17 protein-coding genes are annotated in these 22233 nt (G+C 44.7%); 3 read left to right on the top strand and 14 right to left on the bottom strand.

What is annotated here, in order from left to right:
• Positions 1-74 precede the first annotated feature (74 nt).
• From MHH63_RS04250 to MHH63_RS04240, 3 genes are all read right to left on the bottom strand, one after another.
• On the bottom strand, positions 75-653 hold the full coding sequence (locus tag MHH63_RS04250) for a DNA-3-methyladenine glycosylase I (RefSeq protein ID WP_341171241.1): 579 nt from the start codon (positions 651-653) through the stop codon (positions 75-77).
• A 104-nt stretch (positions 654-757) separates the two neighbouring features.
• Positions 758-2434, bottom strand: a complete 1677-nt coding sequence (locus tag MHH63_RS04245; RefSeq protein ID WP_341171240.1) for a DUF4179 domain-containing protein — start codon at positions 2432-2434, stop codon at positions 758-760.
• A complete protein-coding gene (locus MHH63_RS04240) occupies positions 2394-2954 on the bottom strand; it encodes an RNA polymerase sigma factor (protein ID WP_076128962.1) in 561 nt (186 codons plus the stop codon). Before MHH63_RS04240 ends, MHH63_RS04245 begins: the two co-directional genes overlap by 41 nt.
• A gap of 154 nt (positions 2955-3108) precedes the next feature.
• Here MHH63_RS04240 and MHH63_RS04235 point away from each other — a divergent pair, with 154 nt between their 5' ends.
• Together MHH63_RS04235 and MHH63_RS04230 are read left to right on the top strand one after the other, a co-directional pair.
• Entirely contained in the window at positions 3109-3363 is a 255-nt protein-coding gene (locus MHH63_RS04235) for a hypothetical protein (protein ID WP_340033529.1), read from the top strand.
• 98 nt (positions 3364-3461) lie between these two features.
• Positions 3462-3617 (top strand): hypothetical protein, encoded by a 156-nt coding sequence (locus MHH63_RS04230; protein ID WP_341171239.1) that lies wholly within the window; start codon positions 3462-3464, stop codon positions 3615-3617.
• Between the two features lie 87 nt (positions 3618-3704).
• Here MHH63_RS04230 and MHH63_RS04225 read toward each other — a convergent pair whose 3' ends face one another.
• The 4 genes from MHH63_RS04225 to MHH63_RS04210 form a co-directional block, all read right to left on the bottom strand.
• The gene (locus MHH63_RS04225) at positions 3705-4616 is read right to left on the bottom strand and encodes a methyl-accepting chemotaxis protein (RefSeq protein ID WP_312151002.1); all 912 of its coding nucleotides are present in this window, start codon (positions 4614-4616) and stop codon (positions 3705-3707) included.
• A gap of 692 nt (positions 4617-5308) precedes the next feature.
• Positions 5309-5683, bottom strand: coding sequence for a hypothetical protein (locus MHH63_RS04220; RefSeq protein ID WP_341143443.1), 375 nt, complete (start codon positions 5681-5683; stop codon positions 5309-5311).
• A 97-nt stretch (positions 5684-5780) separates the two neighbouring features.
• Entirely contained in the window at positions 5781-5960 is a 180-nt protein-coding gene (locus MHH63_RS04215) for a YfhD family protein (RefSeq protein ID WP_036683923.1), read from the bottom strand.
• A gap of 36 nt (positions 5961-5996) precedes the next feature.
• Positions 5997-6356, bottom strand: coding sequence for a hypothetical protein (locus MHH63_RS04210; RefSeq protein WP_036683926.1), 360 nt, complete (start codon positions 6354-6356; stop codon positions 5997-5999).
• Positions 6357-6640: 284 nt separating this feature from the next.
• Between MHH63_RS04210 and MHH63_RS04205 the strand changes: the two genes are divergently transcribed.
• Positions 6641-11215 (top strand): S8 family serine peptidase, encoded by a 4575-nt coding sequence (locus MHH63_RS04205; protein ID WP_341171238.1) that lies wholly within the window; start codon positions 6641-6643, stop codon positions 11213-11215.
• A 1630-nt stretch (positions 11216-12845) separates the two neighbouring features.
• On the opposite strand, the gene dnaJ is transcribed toward MHH63_RS04205, so the two are convergent.
• The 7 genes from dnaJ to MHH63_RS04170 all read right to left on the bottom strand — a co-directional run bounded on the left by dnaJ (position 12846) and on the right by MHH63_RS04170 (position 22231).
• Positions 12846-13970, bottom strand: a complete 1125-nt coding sequence (dnaJ, locus tag MHH63_RS04200; RefSeq protein ID WP_036677487.1) for a molecular chaperone DnaJ — start codon at positions 13968-13970, stop codon at positions 12846-12848.
• A 253-nt stretch (positions 13971-14223) separates the two neighbouring features.
• Positions 14224-16071: a molecular chaperone DnaK gene (gene dnaK, locus MHH63_RS04195; protein WP_036677488.1), complete on the bottom strand. Its 1848-nt coding sequence runs from the start codon at positions 16069-16071 to the stop codon at positions 14224-14226.
• 175 nt (positions 16072-16246) lie between these two features.
• Positions 16247-16828, bottom strand: coding sequence for a nucleotide exchange factor GrpE (grpE, locus tag MHH63_RS04190; protein WP_036677491.1), 582 nt, complete (start codon positions 16826-16828; stop codon positions 16247-16249).
• Positions 16829-16876: 48 nt separating this feature from the next.
• A complete protein-coding gene (gene hrcA, locus MHH63_RS04185; RefSeq protein WP_036677493.1) occupies positions 16877-17908 on the bottom strand; it encodes a heat-inducible transcriptional repressor HrcA in 1032 nt (343 codons plus the stop codon).
• A 103-nt stretch (positions 17909-18011) separates the two neighbouring features.
• Complete coding sequence (locus tag MHH63_RS04180) at positions 18012-18503, bottom strand: N-acetyltransferase (protein ID WP_051490987.1); 492 nt, start codon at positions 18501-18503, stop codon at positions 18012-18014.
• 93 nt (positions 18504-18596) lie between these two features.
• A complete protein-coding gene (hemW, locus tag MHH63_RS04175; RefSeq protein WP_076141559.1) occupies positions 18597-19769 on the bottom strand; it encodes a radical SAM family heme chaperone HemW in 1173 nt (390 codons plus the stop codon).
• Between the two features lie 185 nt (positions 19770-19954).
• Positions 19955-22231, bottom strand: a complete 2277-nt coding sequence (locus MHH63_RS04170) for an FAD-dependent oxidoreductase (RefSeq protein ID WP_341171237.1) — start codon at positions 22229-22231, stop codon at positions 19955-19957.
• Positions 22232-22233 lie beyond the last annotated feature (2 nt).

The following is a 22233-nucleotide window of genomic DNA, read 5'->3' as shown; positions in this document are numbered from 1 at the left end:
AAGCATAGACTTAGTTTTGTGAGCATTCGCTTCATAGTATAACATTTCTTCTTGGGGTAACGCCAAACTACAGATCAACGCTCTGCCATGCCCGGGCTGCTCCTGCAAATGCAATCGAGCGAATGATCATCTACCATCCCCGATGCCTGCATAAAAGCATAACATATGGTAGAGCCGACAAACTTCATGCCTCGCTTTTTTAATGCTTTACTCATTGCGTCAGACTGAGCCGTTAAAGCAGGGACATCCGCACGTGTCTTCCAATGGTTAAGCGTAGGCGCGCCCCCCACAAAGCTCCAGAGATAATCTGAAAAGCTGCCTGTTTCCGCACTAATTTGCAAATATACGCTTGCATTACGAATGATAGAATCAATCTTTAAGCGATTTCTAATAATCCCGGGATCGTTCATCAGCTCAGCAATTTTCGGCTCATCATAATGCACAATTTTTTCCGGATCAAATCCATCAAATACCTCTCTGTAATGTGCCCGTTTTTTTAAGACGGTGTACCAGCTTAACCCTGCCTGCATGCCTTCGAGCATAAGTAATTCAAACAGCTTCCGGTCATCATACAGAGGTTTGCCCCACTCTTCATCATGGTATGCGATATATAAAGGATCCTCATTAACCCAAGCACAGCGAGTGATTTCCATCCTTTTCTCTCCTTTACGCTAATCCTTGCTGAGTCCACTCAGCATCTACTCACTGTAAACGAAAAAAAGGGAAGAACACAAGGTTCCTCCCTAAAAAAAATTTTCTATGGCCGCAGCTGTACTCTTGTTTCTTTATCCGGATCGTCAGTCGTATAGAAGAATATATAAATAGAAGCTTCTGTACCTTTGAAACCCTTGTAAACATCAATGGCCTTATTGTTTCCATCCCCCGTGAAATTAACGGTCAGAGGTTTACCTAAAATACGCTCTTTCCCCAGTCCGATATGGGTCTGGTTAATTCCACCGAAGCGAGCATCTTCACTTTCAGTCTCTACATAAAGATCGGCACCCTGCATATAGTACGTCCATTTTACCGGGTATCCGCTAAGCTGCTGGATAAGCGTCTGTTTCTTTTCAGATATATTCGTCAACAGAAGTGGTGTTTTTTCGTCCTTGTTAATTTTATAGCTGCCGTGCTGAGTCACCTTGTATTTAGCAACAAAGGTAATTGGCGTCTCTTCTGTGATTTCAAGGTCAACTGGCCGCTCAAAACGAAGCACTGTTAATTCCGGCTCACCTTCTGGAGATCTCCAGAAATTGCCCTCCAGCGTCTTGCCTGCTACTTCAAGAGTAGACTTTTGATACGGGAAATTATTGCCTTTCTCTTTACTTCTAATAGCGATTCGAATTTGAGTAGGCGTCACTACCATTTTCTCCAGCGTGTAATTAGGTTCGCCCTCTTCTAGCGGCAGATTCAATGAGGTATTTATGGTCCCGCTCTCCATCTGCTTTTTGCTTAGTTGAAGATCAAAAGCTAGGGGCCCCTCAACCTTTTTCTCTTGTTTCATGTACTGCAGCTTGTAATTCACTTCTCCGCTGGAAATATCAGCCGCCTTAAAATATTGCTGGGACGTATATTCCCCGTTTTCTCCCGGTGTACCGAAAGCACCTCCAGCCAGCGAATTTATGAGCGTTCCGTTTTTGTAAGCGACTATATTTGGAAAGGCCCATTCTTTTGTTTCTGGCTGATCAAAAATGATCGCTGAAGAGAATAATATTTTTTCTTGTCCTTGGGTAAAAGGTTTCACCTCTATGCTGCGCATTCCTTCCTGTCCAATAGGAAACTTTTGTGTCTCCTGCGATTGGATATCCAGCGGTAAATCTAACTCCTGTGTACTAAAGGCTTGCAGATTATCTGCAACTAGTTGCACATTCACAGTATCCTTTTTCGGTGTCCAATCACTCTCGAAATATCCGTTGTAATGTTGATTTTTCTCATCCCATAACACATAACTGAACTCACTAGGACCATTCGCCCCATCTGCGCCCTTCAAAGTCATTCCATTAACATTCCAATTTTCATTTTCCAAGCGTTTTCCTACATCCAAAGTGAATAAGATAACCGTCCGATTCTCATCCACAATCGCTGTATGTAGCTTCAGAGTTACTCCATCCTGCGTCACTGACTGGTTCAGTTGTTGTCCGAGATTTTGGGCCAGCGCTGCTTGAACGCCTCCTCTTCCATGGAGCAAATTATCCCAATCATAATGCACTGCTGCATATACGGGTGCCGCTGCAATAAGTACTGAAAATGAAGCCACCACAGCTATTTTACTCCAGTTTCTCCCTCTGTTCCCGCTACCATTCGCCATACGAAGTTGTAGGGGAGTCATTGTACTGTTTTCTTGCTCTAAACGTCCCCACATGCGTTCAAAATCTGGATAAGGCACGCCTTTATCTTCATTTAAACGATGCTCCAGCATATTTTCTAACTTTTTCAAAAGCTTCGCCCTCCTTTAGTTCAAGTTGAACCCCAGCCTCCTGCAGGATTCTCCTCATTACCGTTAGCCCTTTATGCAGCCTAGATTTGGTCGTTCCAAGTGGAATGGACAGCAGATCCGAAATTTCAGCCAGACTGAAATCATGCATATACCTAAGTGTGAGCACCATCCTAAGTTTGATAGGGACCTGGCTCATATATTGCGCCCACTCGACCTCCGTCTCACGCTGCTCAATCTGCTGCTCCACAGCTGTTTCTGCCGTTTTATTAAAGAAATGAAGGTTGTCCGTAATCTTCTGTTGTAAAGTCCGTTTTCGTTTCAAATGATTGAGGCAATGGTTGACCGTTATTTTCATAATCCAAGCCTTGATATGCTCCACGTGCTCACGATTACTGCGAAATACGGTAATAAAGACATCCTGAGTCAAATCCTCTGCATCCGCCGCGTCATGCACCATATAGTAGCAAGTCCGGTATACATCTTTATTGTAGGTTTCAAATAACTCCCGGTTACTCTCCAAATTTTACGCCCTCCTTTCTTGACTGAGATATCTATATGACAACCAATCCTTGGAAAAGGTTCGTTTTTCTGAGCATAAACTATCGCTACTCTTAAAGACATAGAGAAAATCAAACAGGCTTAATAATCTGAATGAAGCAAATGGAGGAAGGACAATGACTCTTTTAACTACTGGTCCGATAGAAAACAATGTTAACTCAGAAGACAACACAAGACTTACACAACAGGTCACTGTCAAAATTGCTAATGGTAGCGGTCAGATTGCTTCCACAGTTCTGATCGAAGGCTACTACATAAATGAAGAAAGAATTCAATATGTAGGCGATCTGCTAGATGTGATGCCAAATCAGGTAATAACTAAAATTATTTTGCGGATTTTGATACCTTCGAATTTTTTTCACAACTGCTAGTTTGCCAGACCATCCAATCCAAATCTCATTTTGGGGTAAAGACAGTGCAGAGAAATTAGTAACCCAGCATCGATTAGCTACAGCAGAATTACTCGGATATGGGGCAACTGGGGGGACGGGGGGCTAAAGGTGGGACTGGCTCTGATGGGGCGATTGGGGACACCGGAGTTACTAAGGTTAGTGTTACTGTAGACGGAGTCATCACAAATAATAGATATATGATTCCTACCTTGATTGTTAACAAAATCGGATAATACCAACAATAAAAGGGTCCATCTCTTTTAAGTAGGAGACCGACCCTTTTTTGCTGATATTCAATCTATCAACATACATATTAACAATTAAAGGATATCCATAACCTCGCGCGCTTGTGTGTCGAGATTTTGTGCAGAAGAAGCAATCTTCGAAAAATCCTCCAACGCTACCAGAACCTGCTGCTGACTATCTTCTATATTTTCTTGCACTTGATTTGTTCCTATAGAGATCTTTCCAATTTCCAGCGTGATCGCATCCACACTATCCCGTACCTTTATGATCGAATCTTGTACCATGGAAGATAATTTTCTTACTTCTTTTGCCACTACGTCAAAACCTCGCCCATACTCCCCCGCATGAGCTGCTTCAATAGCTGCATTTAGGGCTAATAATTGCGTTTGCGAAGCAATATCGCGAATCGTTTGCACGATGCTATGAATCGATACAGCTTGCTTTTCAAGATTAGCTAGAGTATGTGTATTTTCTATCGATACTTCGGCGATTTTGTTGATGCTTCGTAATAATTCTTGACTGCGCTCAATACCTAAATCTGCTCTTTGATTCAAGCTGTCTGCCATCTCTTGCATCCGTTGCACAACATTACTCATGTTACTTTGTCTTTGGGTAATATTAGTTGCTATTTTAGATACTCCGATGACTTGTTCATTGCTTTCATCAAACACTGGCATGTAGGTAGCTTCAAGCCAAACCGCATTTCCTTTCGAATCCATTCGTTCGATCTTATCCTGAAAACTCTTCCCTGTAAAAAGATCCTGCCAAAACCGTTCGTAACCTGGGCTATCTGCGAAATGTGGAAAACAGAACTCTTTATGATGCATTCCGTACATTTCATCTTTTTTATATCCCATGGAATTTGCAAAAACTTCATTCACATAAGCTACCCGGCGATCAAGGTCAAACCGGATAATAGCTAAATTTCTTTCTAAAGATCTAACAACAAGCTCATCAGTAACTCCTTGAGAGTGTACCAGCCCCATTCTAATTCCCCCTGAAAAAATTCAATAGTTGATTGGTCGTAGCTAGTATATTCGAACAATTATACATCCTTAATCTGTAGTGTGATATTAGCTATATTACTTAAAATATTTATAACATCTGCAGACGTTAATATACTTGAAAGTGATGATAATTAGGGTAAACATCCCTAATGATGTGCAAGATTCGAAGGTTGATCTATCATTTAGGGAAATACTCCCCAAAAACTCATGAAATCAGGCCTTTTTCTATCTTTTCGAGCGTTTTTTAGGGATGTTTTCCCTGAAAACTCATTTTTTCGAGCATTTAGAGAAAAATAGAGGGAGGTTTTCCCTAATTTCATTTTCCAACAGAAAAGTATCTACAGCTACGTCGACTATGAGACCCCAAAATTCTTCTTAGCATTAGCCTTACTTATAAGCTAAAAGCTTGCCCTAACTTAGTTCGTTTTTACTGATCCATTACCAAAAACCCCAGCTGCAAATATCAGCTAGGGTTCAAACTCTCAATTTCATTTTCAAATTCCTATCATTCTCAATCCCATGTAGCAAAGTATGGAAGTTCCTCCGATTCAAATGCACTCCAGCCAGACTGCGGCGCAGCAAGCCACGCCTACCCTCGCCTTCATGCAACAGTTGTCTGCGACCTGTACGAATATTTTCCTTCTCCCATTGTACACACATTCAAAATTATCTTACTTATTGGATTTATAATCTTTTATTTTAATCCCCAAAACCATATCCTTCTGATATGCGTCAGCTTGCTTCAAACCAATAATCCTTGGGTCTGAAGGGTAGTGACGTTCAAGATATAACAAAAATGCGTGATGAAACCTAATTTCAGCATCCAATTTATTCAGTTCGTTCGGATGATTCTCTAGTTCGGTTAATTCTGCTTCCCATCGATACAAATCGCTCGCCTCAGAGCGCTCCATACGAACCTTCTCTGTCAGCTCCCCCAACTCACGATAGGCCCGTTTTACTTTTGGAGAGTACAACTGCTTCTGGTTCAAATAGGTTAATAATGCGATCAATAAGGCTAATCCTGTCCACAAAATAACGTTATCCATCTTTTCCCCCCACACTTAAGCTCTTCGCCCTAATTATACATGCCCAAACGCAAAAATACCCCACAAAGTGAGGTATCCGCCTTAGCTTTTTTAGCTGCTATTCTTTCTTCATAATCTCATTCAGCTGACGTTTGTCCGCTTCTTGTGCGCGATCCTGAGCTTCAATATCATCAAGATCGGCTTCCGCCGCCGAGAATTCTACATCCTCCGCTTTAGCTTCGTATAACATTTTCAATTTCTCCGTCTTGGAGAAGATTTGTGAGTTCTCTCTATCCATTATTTGTCTCCTTCATTCTTATTAATGAGTGCCTGATCAGACCATCCCGCCTGCTTCTTCAATTAAGCGCAGAGCCTGATCGTAGGACTCCGTATGCACAATAACCGTAAGCAAAATATCTCTCCCCGTTGGACCACCGTTACCACCATGACTCATCCCGCTAGAGCTGGTGTCCGCAGCTGCAAGTATGCCTGTGTGTGCATGCTCAGCAGTCATGGAGTCCATTCTGGCCACATTGCCTGTCACCGGATTTACCCCTGAGCTAAAGCTGGTACCTCCATATCTACTGAAGCGATCAATGGAAACTTCAATGGCCCGAAGTGCACGAAGCTTGCGCGCGACCCCTTCGGCTTCCTCTGGACTTTTAAAATATGCCAAAATATATCTTTCCGACATCTTATCCCCGCTCTCGCTTGAAATTCAGACATCTGTTGCATTCATTTATATTGTCTTAATTTCACTTGTTTTATGCTCTGATTTTCTTATATTCCACTTATCTACTGGGAATTCGACATTTTCCTCAACGCTTCGCTGCAATATGGTACTAAAGTTGTATATTCGATTTGAAGTTATAGCTGTAGAATAAATTTAATTTTCATAATTTTTTACATTTTATTTTGAGGAGGAGAACCACAGACACATTGCAATACAAAAAAATTCATTTGGGAGGATGAACTTATTTGAAACGTACCTTTAAACACTCTATTCAAAGATTTGGTATTGGAGCGGCAAGCTTCGGACTGGCTGTGTCTGTTCTTTTTCCATCAGCTGCATTTGCGAACTCATCCCTTGAATCTTCAACCCTGGTTACTGATGTACAATCTCAAAGTGTGACCCCTCATAACTATGCTGGAGTACTCAAAGGTTCAGCACCAGTTTCAGTAATTGTGGAATTGACTAATAAACCAGTCAGTGTGTATGTAAATGAGGCAAAAACTTATTCTTTACGATCCTCAGTCTCCTCACAACGCAGTAAAATTATCACAGAGCATAAAAGCTTTATTTCCTCAACACAGAAAATCGATGCCGATATCGGTTTTGAATACAGTGAGATTTTTAACGGGTATTCCATTACGCTGCCAGCCAATCAAGTAAACAAGCTGTTAGAGCTTCCAGGCGTTGCGGCTATCTATCCAAATGAAGAAGTACATGCACTAGCAGACAGTGTTGAAGTGGCGACATTACCTGTTACACGTTCCTATTCAGACAGCGGTAAGCTAATAGGCGCGGACAAACTACATGATTTAGGTTACACAGGCAAAGATATACAGGTAGCTGTTGTCGATACTGGTATTGATAAGAATCACCCTTTGTTAAAAGATAATTATAAAGGCGGCTATGATGTATATGATCAGGATGACGATCCGGCTGAAACAGCCCCTGATGCTAACTTCCCTCCAAGAGCAGGTACTCCTTACGAAACCTCGCATGGTACACACGTTGCCGGGACAATTTTAGATGTGGCACCTGAGGTAGAATTGTATGCGTATCGCGTACTTGGTCCCTATGGATCTGGTTCCACAGCGGATGTAATTGCGGGTATTGAGAAAGCGGTCGATGACGGAGCAGATGTTATTAACCTATCTCTAGGCTCTAGTGTCAACCAAAGCTATTCCGCGAGTTCAATCGCGATAGACAATACCGTAAAATCGGGCGTGAACGTTATTATTGCCGCCGGTAACGCTGGACCGGATGCAGGAACACTGGGCGAGCCCGCTGGTGCCCAACTCGCGCTTAGTGTTGGAGCTTCTACTACTCCGATAAATACCCCTTTCTTTGATATTGGTGATGTTAAAAAGATTCCCGGGACATTAGCCAGTTACTCCCCAGATTTAATCGATAATATTGCTGGCAGTAAGATCGTTTTCGCTGGTCTTGGGAGTCCTTCCGATTACAAAAATCTGGATGTCAAAGATAAGGTAGTGCTTGTTGATCGGGGCTCGCTGAGCTTCTCAGACAAATCTCTTAATGCCAAAGCTGCTGGTGCGAAGCTTTTGCTGATTGCCAATAATGAGCCTGGTGAAATCAGCCCCACCCTTGGTGCGCCTGGGGATTACATTCCTACCTACGGAATCAGTCAAGCCGATGGCAAAAAAATAAAAACTCAGATGGCTGCTGCTAAAGATATAATCAGTTACTATATAGCGCTTGAAGTAAATCAGTTAGCAAACTTCAGTTCTATGGGTCCAGGGATGCCCGATTATCTAATAAAACCTGATGTTGTAGCGCCCGGAGTCAATATCAACTCGACGATCCCTAGCTGGGATGGGAACTATGACCATGCTTTCGGCTTAAAAAATGGCACTAGCATGGCAACCCCACATGTTGTAGGAGCTGTGGCTTTGTTACTGAGTAAAAACTCTGATCTGAAGCCAAATGAAATTAAAGCTCTGCTGATGAACAATGCTGATCCTATTTTTAACCGTGATGGGAATTCTTACTCCTTGTACCAACAAGGTGCAGGTTTAATTAATCTGGAGAAGTCGATAAACGCTAAATCCATTGCTAAAGTCGGTGAGATCCTTAACAGCGGTCTTCCGGGTACTGTTGAAATTCCTTATTACACAGGTTCCTTATCCTTCGGCTTACAGCCAAAGGGTGTTACTGTAACGAAAGCTGTCTATGTAGAGGACTTTAAAGGGAATGGAGAAACATACACCCTGTCAACCAAATGGCTGACAGAAGCTCCTACTGATATTAGTATTGATTTTGCACCAAACAGCGTTACCTCAGGGGCAGATCAATATGCACAATTTACACTCAATGTATCTAAAACAGCAAAAGAGGGCGCATATGAAGGCATCCTGTTACTTACCTCTGGTACAGAAATCCTTCGTCTGCCATTTAACGTTGTTGTAGGTGACCAATTTAATGTAGCACCTATTAATCAGCTCTCTTTTGAAAGTCCACAAATTTCACCTAATGGTGATGGTCGCTCAGACGACACCACCTTTTCCTTTTCTGTCAATGAAGAGCTGGAAGGCATAAGTTTCGTTGCCTCTTCAAAAGATGCTCCTGCAACAGTTTTAGGTGAAGTTTATGCGATCGATGAGAAGATCTATCGTGGTGTATACGAAGTTCCAAATTGGGATGGAACATTAACAGACCTGGAGACCTCCGCCAAGTCTACTTTAGCAGATGGTCACTACTACATCATTCCTGTGCTTCCCAATGGGCAACTGCTCGAGAAACAAAAGGCCGAGTTCACAATTGATACCGAGAAGCCGCTAGTTTCCGGCATCACCATTGAGGAGTATGAACGCGAAGCGCCAACCGATCCTGGCGTGGCACAAATTAGTGGCTTCATTGATGATGACCTAATGGCCTATTATATTTCTAATACAAACCCTATTGGAAACTGGTTTACCGTATATGCCGAAGGCAAACATTATGATGGGAATGCTTATAAATTTGGCGGTGTGATTGCAAATAACGGTGCCTTTACCATTGATGTTCCTGTTAACGAGGGGCTAAATGAGTACAAAGTCCATGTGGTCGATAAAGTAGGCAATGGTGCAGACGACGATGATTACGTACAGCGGCTGCTTTATAGCACAGGGGACGGTACTTTCACAGTAACTCCGGCTCTTTCTGCATCCACCATTGAAGTAGGACAATCTGTGACCGTTGATTTAGATTATTCCGTGACAGACGAGGTTTATGGCGTCTATGGGGCTTCATTCGGTGTCATATACGATGATTCCCTTGAAACACCGGTAATCCAGCCAAGCGTACAACTGGTTACGTATCAAGAGGAGCATTTCTCTAGTGTTCCACTTACAGAATATTCACAAACGTATGATCTTGGAGACGGCCACAAACTGACACAATATAGTGTCAATCTGTCAGGAGGTGCTTATCACGGCTCTGGCTCACTAGCCCAAATAACCTTCGAACCAGCAACAGCAGGAGATTATTCCTTTGAGCTATATGATGTCCAGATTTGGAATGATGCCACAACATCAACTATCCCATCTGGTTTGAGAACAGTAAGTGTAACTGTAAACACACCTGAAAAACCTACACCAACGCCGACACCGACACCGACACCGACACCAACGCCAACGCCAACGCCAACACCATCAGCAACGCCAGATCCAACAGAAACACCAACACCGACACCAACACCATCGCCTACATCGCCTCCATCTTCTGAGTCGTATGTACCTACAGCAACCAGCACTCCCACTCCTGGACCTTCTTCGAAATCCGGGAAGCTAGTAGAGACAGCCGATCCAGCTGGTGGTAAAGCTTCAGCGGTGTTTAATATCTTAGATACTGCATTAACAAATTCGATTCAGAATGCAAAAGATAAGACTTCTGTACTTGATCTTAGCGATGTGAATTTCAATAAGTATAGCCAAGTCGTTATTACGCTTACCCCGGCGCAAGCTGAACAGTTGAAGAAATCGGAGAATGCACTCAGCCTTAACGGTAATGGATTCAATGTTCTTATTCCAGCGGCAACCCTTCCGGATTTCATTAGCAGCAGTGGTTTGTTGCTTACGATAAGTCTGGCTGATGCTAGTGATGCAGCAGTGTTATCAGGAAGCTCAGCTGCGATCAATATTGGTTCTTCCATTCTTACCATCAAAAATGGTTGGACAACCGGAAAGCCGGTTACCCTTCAGCTTAATCTAAAAGACAGCAGTCTACGTGATGCTCGAAAAACTGCCGCCTATGCAGAAACAAAGGATCATAAATGGTCCTATCTGCAACCTGGATCTTTCTCTAAAGAAGGTATTCTACAGTTTACAGTTACTGGCGACGGCTCTTATAGCGTGGCATCCCGTAATGTAAGCTTCAAGGATATCGGCACACACTGGGCTAAAGGCGATATCGAAGTTCTTGCTGCTCATGGCATCATTGCCGGCAAAGGAACCGATGGCAGCTTCAAACCTGCTGACACCTTAAATCAAGCGGAACTGTTAACGCTCTTCGACCGTCTACTCGGAAAAGGTGACACATGGAATACTCGTATCAAACAAAGTGGTTCACGCGATGTGCTGACTCGCGAAGAAGCAGCCCTTATCATAGCTGAGGCCCTAGGCGCTGATCTTACAGTAGCTAAGACTCCTTTGAGCTTTAAGGATGCCGACAACATCGCTGCAGAAGCACGTAACGCCGTAGCCTATGCTGTAAGCAAAGGTTATCTCAAGGGCGTTGGTGCGGACAACTTCAATCCACAAGGCACTCTGACTCGTGCACAAGCAGCAACGATTCTGAGCCGTGTGTTTGAGGACCTACGTTCTTAAACAGTATCTAGTTGAACTCTCAAAGAAAGCCCCAGCAGCCATTTGGCTGCTGGGGCTTTCTCGTCTTAAGGTCACATCTGGGCGCATACGAGGCAACTATCGGACACAGTTGCACTTAAACACTGGATTATGCGCTATTTGCCATGCCAACGGACCCCATAGTCGCTATTAGCACGAAAGACACCAAATATGAGCGTGTTACTAGGCAATAGCTGCACTGGAGTCCGAAACTTCGCTCAAAAGGAGAAAAATTTGCAAATAGCGTCAGCTGGGTCCGTATGCCTCCAGCGTCAGCTGGGTCCGTATGCCTCCAGCGTCTTCTGGGTCCTATCCACTCAGATGATTATTCTCAGCGCTATCGGACACAGTTGCACTTACACGCTGAATTATGCGACTTTTGCCATGCCAACGGACCCCATAGTCGCTATTAGCACGAAAAACACCAATCATGAGCACTTTTCTAGGCAATAGCTGCACTGAAGTCCGAAACTTCGCTCAAAAGGCGATAAATTTGCAAATAGCGTCATCTGGGTCCGTATGCCTCCAGCGTCTTCCGGGTCCTATCCACGCAGAAGATTATGCTCGGCACTATCGGACACCGTTGCACTTAAACGCTGATTTATGCGACTTTTGCCATGCCAACGGACCCCATAGTCGCTATTAGCACGAAAGACACCAAATATGAGCACTTTTCTGAGCAATAGCTGCACTGGAGTCCGAAACTTCGCTCAAAAGGCGATAAATTTGCAAATAGCGTCATCTGGGTCCGTATGCCTCCAGCCTCTTCTGGGTCCTATCCACGCAGAAGATTATGCTCGGCACTATCGGACACCGTTGCACTTAAACGCTGATTTATGCGACTTTTGCCATGCCAACGGACCCCATAGTCGTTATTAGCACGTAAAACACCAAATATGAGCACTTTTCTGGGCAATAGCTGCACTGAAGTCCGAAACTTCGCTCAAAAGGCGATAAATTTGCAAATAGCGTCAACTGGGTCCGTATGCCTCCAGCGTCTTTTGGGTCCTATCCACTCGGATGATTATTCTCAGCGCTATCGGACACAGTTGCACTTAAACACTGAATTATGCGACATTTTCCATGCCAACGGACCCCATAGTCGCTATTAGCACGAAAAACACCAATCATGAGCACTTTTCTGAGCAATAGCTGCACTGGAGTCCGAAACTTCGCTCAAAAGGCGATAAATTTGCAAATAGCGTCTTCTGGGTCCGCAAGCCCACGTAGATAATTCAAAGCATTTAGTGTGTTTAAAAAAGCTGGAGACCAGTCGGGGGTTCCAAGGTTAAGGGTTCGGGGTTCGCGGTTCGCGGTTCGCGGTTCGCGGTTCGCGGTTCGCGGTTCGCGGTTGCCGGGCTTGTCGGGGTCACCGGGGTCACCGGGGTTACCAGGTTTACGGAGGTTACGGGATTGGCCGAGTTAGCCAAACACGCAGAATTTCGCAGGTTCAAGCATCACAGCTCCTCCAAAGATTTGCATGAGGTTAGTTAACTGGCCCTGCCCTAATCTCATGCCTGGACAAAAACGCAGAGCAGCGATCCCCCAATAACGGGAGGTCGCTGCTCTGCTGTCTTTTTCTATTCATTTACTGAATGAATGAGTTAGGATATCAGTCCCCGCGAAACGCACGTTTCACACGATCAAAGAAGGACTGCTCGTGCTCATGTGTGTTTTCTCCGTTCAGAGAAGCGAACTGGCGTAGCAATTCTTTTTGCTCTTCATTGAGCTTGCTAGGTGTCACAACAATTACCCGTACATGCTGATCACCTTGGCCAGATCCACGCAGACGTGGAACACCTTTACCTTTGAGGCGGAAGAAAGTGCCTGTTTGCGTTCCGGCAGGAATCTTCAGCTTCACTTTTTCGGTTAAGGTTGGAATTTCAATCTCATCACCAAGTGCTGCCTGTGCAAACGTAAGCGGAACCTCGCACATAATATCATCGTTCTCACGCACGAAGAAATCATGCGATTTGACACGGATAACAATATACAAGTCTCCAGCAGGACCGCCGCGTAAGCCGCCTTCGCCTTCGCCAGTCATGCGCAGCTGTGCACCGTCATCAACACCGGCCGGGATACGCACATGGATCTTGCGTTGCTTTTTAACCTTACCCTGTCCGGCGCAAGTCGTACATTTTTCCTTAATAATCTTACCTGTACCACTGCAATGTGAACAAGGACGACGATTACGCATCTGTCCAAGCGGTGTATTCTGTACGAATTCCTGTTGTCCACTACCATGACATACGGAACAAGTCTCTGGTTTAGTGCCCGGTTTAGCCCCGGAGCCGTAGCAGGTATCGCAAGTTTCTGTACGTGGAATAGTAATATCGGTTTCTTTGCCGAATACCGCTTCCTTGAATTCAATGGTCATGGTATACTGCAAATCCCCACCGCGCTGCGGTGCGTTAGGATCACGGCGTCCGCCGCCTCCAAAGAACATATCAAAGATATCGCCAAGTCCTCCGAAGTCGCCACCACCGCCGCCTCCGAAGCCGCCCATACCTTGGTTAGGGTCAATATGACCATATTGGTCATATCTAGCTCGCTGCTGTCCATCACTAAGAACATCATAAGCTTCTTTTACTTCCTTAAACTTAGCTTCAGCGTCATCTGCTTTATTCACGTCTGGGTGATATTGGCGCGCCAATTTCCGGTACGCTTTTTTCACCTCATCGTCTGAAGCATCTCTACTAAGGCCAAGCACTTCATAATAATCGCGTTTATCTGCCACTGCTTTCACCTCCGTGCATACATACTCAAATTCCTTATTACCTGTCAAACAAACCATTATACGATAAAACCTCAGGATCTGACCATCCAGATTCAGCGATGTTTATTCTTACAATATCAGAAGGCGCATTCGCAAAGAGTGTGCAATCTGATATTACAAAAGGAAAGTCAAAACACGGGATGACCCGGTTTTGACCTTCCCTTCTTAACTATATAAGAATTTATCAGTTTCCTATTACACTTATCGTATAAGGTTACCCTTGATTCTTATCTTCGTCAACAACCTCATAGTCAGCGTCAACTACATTATCTTTTTTAGGAGCGCCTTCAGCGGCTCCAGCGCCACCTTCAGCACCTTGCTCAGCTTGAGCAGCTTGTTCGTACAGCTTCATGGACAACTGTTGTACAATCTCAGTCAATGCTTCTGTAGCTGCATTGATTTCTTCAAGATTGTCAGTTTCAAGTGCTGCTTTAACTTTATCTTTAGCTTCATTTGCTTTTTCAACATCAGAAGCATCAGCTTTATCGCCAAGGTCTTTAATTACTTTTTCAGTAGAATACACGAGTTGGTCAGCACCGTTCTTCGCTTCCACCAGTTCTTTACGCTTACGGTCTTCCTCAGCGTGAAGCTCGGCATCCTTCATCATTTGTTCTACTTCTGCGTCGCTCAGGCCGCTGGAAGAAGTGATAGTGATTTTTTGGCTCTTGTTCGTGCCTTTATCTGTTGCAGATACATTTACGATACCGTTGGCATCAATATCGAAAGAAACTTCGATTTGTGGCACGCCACGTGGTGCTGGTGGAATCTCGTTCAGCATGAAGCGTCCCAGTGTCTTGTTGCCATTTGCCATTTGACGCTCACCTTGCAGCACGTGAATCTCTACGCTAGGTTGGTTGTCAGCAAAGGTTGAGAATACTTGGGATTTGCTTGTAGGAATCGTAGTATTACGCTCGATCATCTTCGTGAACACGCCACCTGCAGTTTCAATACCCAGGGAAAGCGGAGTTACATCAAGCAATACAACGTCTTTAACATCACCAGTCAATACACCCGCTTGAACAGCAGCACCAAGAGCTACTACTTCATCCGGATTCACACCTTTGTGTGGTTCTTTGCCAGTAAGCTTTTTGATAGCATCTTGTACAGCTGGGATACGTGTAGAACCACCAACCAGAACGATTCTAGTAAGGTCTGCAGGGGTCATGCCAGCATCAGACAATGCTTGACGAGTTGGTCCCAAAGTACGTTCTACCAGACCAGCAGTCAGTTCATCAAATTTCGCACGAGTCAAGTTGATCTCTAAGTGCTGAGGTACGCCGTCAACCACAGTGATGAACGGAAGCGATACAGTTGTTGTCAGTACGCCTGACAATTCTTTTTTCGCTTTTTCAGCTGCATCTTTCAAACGTTGTACAGCAGATTTATCTTTGCTCAGATCAATGCCTTGCTCTTTTTTGAATTCGGATACCAGGTAATCCATAACCACTTGGTCAAAGTCGTCGCCACCCAGCTTGTTGTCGCCGCTTGTAGCTTTTACTTCGAAGAAGCCATCACCAAGTTCAAGGATGGATACGTCAAAAGTACCGCCACCAAGGTCATAGACTAGAATGGTTTGATCTTCGGATTTCTCCAGACCATATGCCAAAGCTGCTGCTGTTGGCTCGTTCACAATACGCAGAACTTCCAAACCTGCAATTTTACCTGCATCTTTGGTAGCTTGACGTTGGCTGTCATTAAAATAAGCAGGAACAGTGATAACTGCTTGAGTAACAGTTTGGCCAAGATAAGCCTCTGCATCGGATTTCAGCTTTTGCAGAATCATTGCCGAAATTTCTTGTGGGGAGTAGTCTTTACCATCAATGCTTTCTTTGTGGTTAGTACCCATGTGACGTTTAACAGAGCTGATCGTACGATCAGGGTTAGTAATCGCTTGGCGTTTAGCCGTTTCACCGACGATACGCTCGCCGTCTTTCTTAAAGCCTACAACCGAAGGGGTTGTACGCGCGCCTTCTGGGTTTGGAATTACTACGGCTTCGCCGCCTTCCATAACGGCAACGCAAGAGTTCGTGGTTCCTAAGTCAATACCGATAACTTTACTCACAATAATTTGCCTCCTCTAAAGTTATATGGAGCCTAAGCTCAATAAATTTATAAAAATATCAAAAAAATTCGATTGATAATAAACTATCCGGGCAACAGCCTGCAATCGGATAAATAGTAGGCAAAAGCACTGCTGCTTTATGGCGAGCAGAAACTGCCCGTCCTATATAGACAGACTACATGCTGACTTTGACCATGGCCGGACGAAGAACTCTATCTTTCAGAAGATATCCCTTTTGAACCTCTTCTGTAACGATACCCTCTTCGTACTCCTCGCTCTCAACCTGCATAATAGCCTGATGGTATTCAGGATTAAAAGGCTGTCCTACTGTTTCCATAGCTGTAAGCCCCTCAGCCTTCAATACCCCATCCAGCTGACGGAAAATCATATTAACGCCCTTCGCGAAAGCTTCGGATTCAGGATTAGCTGGAGTAGTGACTAACGCACGCTCGAAATTGTCCAGCACGGAAAGCAATTCCGTCAGGAGCTTGGAGGTAGCATATTGAGCCAACTCTTCTTTTTCCTTCTGGGTACGACGACGGAAGTTATCAAAATCAGCTTGTGCACGCAGTGCACGACCTTGATATTCATCAGCAAGATCCTGTAGGCGTTTCACCTCAGCACCTGTATCTGAAGCACCTTCACTAACGTTTTCAGCTGTAAATGAGTCGGCATCTGAGACTACTTCAGCTACAGGCTCCTCATTGATCAATTCCTCTTTGAATTCATTAGAATCTTGAACTTGTTCCTTTTTCAAGTTGTCTTCACCTCCTTAAAATCATTCACGAAATCATGTTGACTCTGTTCACTTATACCAGTGCGCCAGCATCGCTGTCAAATCTCGGGATAAAATGCCCAAGATCCCCATCACTCTTGCATATTCCATACGGGTCGGCCCAAGGATCCCAATGCTTCCTAGTGCCTGCCCATCAAGTGAATAAGTGGCGGTGATCAGACTACAGTTAGCGAACGCTTCGTGATTGTTTTCTGTTCCTATTCGTACTTGAATACCTGTGCCACCCACTGTAGGGGCTAGCATTTTGAGCAGTGTCGGTGTCTCTTCCAGCAGATCAAGAATACTCTTCACCTTGTCTACGTCTTTGAACTCAGGCTGTGTCAGCATATTCGTTGCTCCGCTGAGATAGATGCGCTGCTCTTGATCGCTTTCCAGCGCGGTGTCCAGCACCTGCATTAATTCTTCATAATGTGAGATGTGACGCTGCATTTCTTCGCCAAGCTCGGAATAGAGCCGAGTCTTCAGCTTATAGAGTGGTACATTGACCAGTTTACTATTCAGTAGGTTAACCACTTTCTCCATCTCGGAAACAGAAATCTCCGGCGGAATGTTCACCGTACGATTCTCAACTTGCCCCGTACTTGTGACGATAATGGCCACAGCGGTTGTATCATCTAGTGGTAACAACTGAAAATGACGCAATGAAGTATGAAAAACCTCCGGTCCCAGCAGGATGGAAGTATAATTCGTCATATTGGAAAGAATCATCGCCGCATGTTGGATTACCTGCTCCATTGCATTTAGCTTCTCGGCAAAAAAAGCGCGGATCGTGCCCATTTCTGCCGTTTCGGCGGAATTCCACGGTACCAAATGATCCACATAATATCGGTATCCTTTATGGGAAGGAATTCTTCCCGCCGATGTATGAGGCTGCTCGAGATAACCTAAATCCTCCAGGTCAGCCATTTCATTTCGAATCGTAGCCGGACTGTATCCTACATCTCCCCGTTTAGAAATGCTGCGAGATCCTACTGGCTCTGCCGATGAAATATAATCATCCACAATTGCATTTAGTATCATTCTCTGGCGATCAGTTAACATGTTATTCCCTCCTATCGGCTGTGGCTCCGATTCGTTAGCACTCGACTCAGATGAGTGCTAACCACTAATACAAAAATACCAAACTGACATTGACATTGTCAAGTCAGTTCAGTATCTTAAGTACTGCTATTTCATCGCATGCATGCTGCTTTTTACAATTCACGCAATCTGTCCATACTTTTTCAGGGAAAATCTCTTTCTGGACAACTTCAAATCCATTTCTAAGAAAAAAATCAACAGCATAGGTTAGTGCCATAACCTTTGGGATTTTCTGGTTCCTAGCTTCCTCGACCAGCTTCGCCAATATCATGGAGCCTACGCCTTTACCCTTACCTTCATCATTCAATCCAATTGAACGAATCTCTACGAGATCATTCCCGAGCTTGAAAAGTGAACCACAGCCTACGAATCTGCCTTCGATTTCGGCAACTACGAATTGATCGATCTGGCGTGTCAGCGCCTGCCGGGAACGGGGCAACATGATGCCGCGCTGGGCATACTCTTCTATCATTAGATACAATGGCTCAACGTCTTCTACCACAGCATTTCTACAAATCACCTGTGCGTCTCCCGCTGGAGACGAATGGCGAATCATTTCCGTCTTGGCAAGCACTTTGGTTCACCCCTCTGTTGATAATATGAATAAATATACAACAGAGTGAATTACAATTCAAGGGGTATTTTAAAATTAAACTTCTGTCAGGGCGCCTACAAATTCAGCAAAAACATCGTTCCCAAACAAGATTCCTTGCTTGCTGAGTCGGTAAACCCCTGCTTCTTGTTCCAACAGCCCTGCATGCAGCATTTTATGCAAGGATTTCTCGAATACTTCCTCTATTGAACGCCCGAATTGCGCCTGAAAAGCTTCATTAGAGACGCCCTCATGCATACGCAAGCCGACCATCATAAAGTCTTCCATCGCTTCTGCTTCTGAGATTGGGTATGCATCCAGTCGTGGCAGCCCTTTACGTGTGGCTTCTACATATGGATTTACGCCCTTAACATTAATATGCCGCTGACGTCCCACATATCCATGCGCTCCTGCTCCTAGACCATAATAATCTTCATTACGCCAGTAGGTGATATTATGGCGGCTCTCCATTCCTGGTTTCGCGAAGTTACTGATCTCGTATTGATTGTAACCCGCTTCCTTCATAGAGGACATCAACAGGAGGTACATTTGCAATTCATCTTCTTCATTAGGAAGAGGAAGTTTGTTCTTATTAAACAGCGTGTGAAAAAGAGTATTCTCCTCCACCTTCAAGCTGTAAATAGAATAGTGGGGTAGATCCAGCTCCAACGCCTTGGTGATACTTTCGCCCAACATCTCAACAGTTTGATTAGGCAGCCCAAACATCAGGTCAACCGAAAGATTATTTAGTCCAACTGCACGTGCATTCTCTAGGCTCCGGTATACATCATCTACATTATGAATCCGGCCGATGCCTGTGAGCAGCTCGTTCTGAAATGCTTGAACACCAAAGCTCACCCGGTTCACGCCGCCTTCTTTCATAACCGTCAGCTTGTCCAGATCCGTTGTTCCAGGGTTAGCTTCCATAGAGAACTCAATATCTTTATCCCAGTTTGGGAAATGCGTGCGAACAGACTTTAAGAAATAAGCCATTTCATCAGGTTTTAAAACAGTGGGTGTGCCTCCGCCGACGAAGATCGTTTTGATAACACCCGGAGGGGTGTTCTTGACGGTCTGCTCCATCTCTCGATCCAAAGCTTCGAGATAATCCATAACTGGCTGATCCTTGAGTACATAGGAATTGAAATCACAATAAAAGCACTTATTGGTACAAAAAGGGATATGAATGTATACAGCCTCAGGGGGACGGCCATTAGTCTTCGTTGTCATTAGCTGTCTCCTTTATATAAAAATATCGTTTGAATAGTGTAATCTAAAAAACAAGAAAAGGGAAGCCTGACGGCTTCCCTCCGAGGGCGTTCATTTATAAATGAACTCTATTTTATAATATAAGAAAGTATAAGTTTTACGTTATCCTATATATTTTGTATTTCCCGCAGAAACGGATACCGTCCCTATAAGGACGGCAAAGCCGTTGCTTCTTGATAAATCCGCATTTCCACAAGTTCGGCATGTACTCCACCGTTAGTTTCATGAATAACGATCCGGACAGCATCTGTAAGGACAGGCGTCTCTAATCGATGAACATTCTTCCGGCGATGGTTATCTTTGACACGGAGCATGACTTGCCACGCGCCATCAATGAGCAGCTCTACATCATAGTTCTTTACCAGTTCAGGAATCACTAGAAATGGCGTTTCATGGTGATGTAAGTTGATGAGATCTTCATTGACATCATCATTAAAGGTGAAGTGGATTTCGGAGACTGGAGCAGCATCCGGGAGACGCACCTCTACCCACTCCGATCTACCCGCGGTCATCGGCTCAGAAACCCAGCTATGCGGCCCCGCGAAAGGTCGAACATATCCATCAATGACTTTAGATGCAGCATATGCCGATGTTTCTACTGCAAAGCAGAAATGCCTGCGTACAAGTTGTTTCATGCTCCACTCTATCACCGGCTGATCTGGCTGATGATCCTCCAGCGCTGAATCAACAACGGATTTAGCACCGCGCTCAAATGTAATGACACCTGTGATTGAGGTTTGTGAAATATGCAATTGAAGGTGTTCATTAGCTCGAATAATAGCGAAGATATTACATTCACCGATAAGACTACATTTCTCCTCTTGTATCGGTACTTCAATCCATTGCTGCTCTCCAGCCTGTACTGGTATAACATCAACCTGTTTGCACTCCGCCGGCACGTAATTTTCCGCGCGTCCAGTCGTCCATATCTCCACGGTCAGCTGCGTCTGAATAGTTGCTGACACAAGCAGCCTTAACCCACGGATACTTCCTTCAACCGGAAACAAAATCCCTACATCATGAGAAAGCTCATAAGCTTCGGCTGGACGATCCAGCAGGATACCATTCAACGTGCTGGATGCATGAATCTCGCTTTTTCTGGCGAGGTCCAGTGGATCTTCGTTACGTAATCCAATAATCGAAGCATCTTGCTTTAACATCACCTGTTGTAATTCATGCATATGATGCTCGCGAATTACACGTGGGGTCACACCTTTGATGACGGATAAAGCTGCACCTGCTCCAGCTGCTTCACCCATGATCGCACAGGTTGCCATAACACGTGTGGTTCCAAAAGCCACATGAGATGCACTGATATTACGACCCGCGAAGAATAGATTCCGCACATTCTTCGAATATAGCGAACCAAATGGAATATGGTAGATCCCGTCCGCATGCAGATGCTTGGAGCCACTCTCTTCTGCGTACATCCCTTGCGGTGGATGCAGATCAATCGACCATCCTCCGAATCCAATCCGGTCTGCAAATTCACGCTGCGCAAGAATATCATTTTGCGTTAAGATCGTATCGCCAACAAACCGTCTGTATTCACGTTTACCCGGAATTGAGCCAACCCACTCCAGCGTCATATTTTCGGCATCAAAATGACCTGAGTTTTTAATGTAATCCCAAATCCCATAAATAACAGAGGATAGTTCATCACGTATACGTTCATTCTCATCCACCGTATCAAGCTCGCCGCCCCACTCAATCCACCAGTAGTGACAGCCTGAATCCCCACTCCGAATGACCCGGCGGATCGGGATAGACGTTGTTGTAATATCCTTCGCGAATGAGGGTGCAACATAACGTACCGGTTTTCCAGTATCCTGTGTATAGAATAATAATGTACTGCCTAATGTAATATTATCAGGCACTTCTGGTGCCCATTCCTCATTAAATTCATGACGGGCTTCACGTCCTAATCGAAAATCCGCTCCTGCTAGGAAGCCCACTAAACCATCACCCGTACAATCGATGAAAGCATCGCTCTCGAACGTGATTAAACGCTCAGATCCCATCATCCAGCCGGTCACACTCTGAATCGTACGCTCCTCTGCCTCACCTTCCGCTTCCACTTCACGTACATCGGTATTTAGGAACAAGCTGATATTCGATTCTGCCTTCACCGCTTCGAGCAAGGTTAGATCCCATAGATATGGATTCCCTTCCGGGTTCCGGTATTGATTCTCGATGAACAGCTCACCCATAATGCCTGTCTCCCGTGCATAGCGATTTACACCATGTCCTGTTGCACCACATACCCATACCCGAACCTCTGAACTCGAGTTACCACCAAGTACAGGACGATTCTGTACCAGTGCTACCTTTAACCCAAGACGTGCTGCAGCAATCGCCGCGTTCATCCCTGCAAGTCCACCCCCGACCACTGTCACATCGGATTTAACCGTTTCTGTTCTCATGT

This window comes from Paenibacillus sp. FSL H3-0310, from assembly GCF_038002785.1.
Classification (GTDB): Bacteria; Bacillota; Bacilli; order Paenibacillales; family Paenibacillaceae; genus Paenibacillus_AQ; species Paenibacillus_AQ odorifer.
This window is presented reverse-complemented; position numbering and strand designations above follow the sequence as displayed.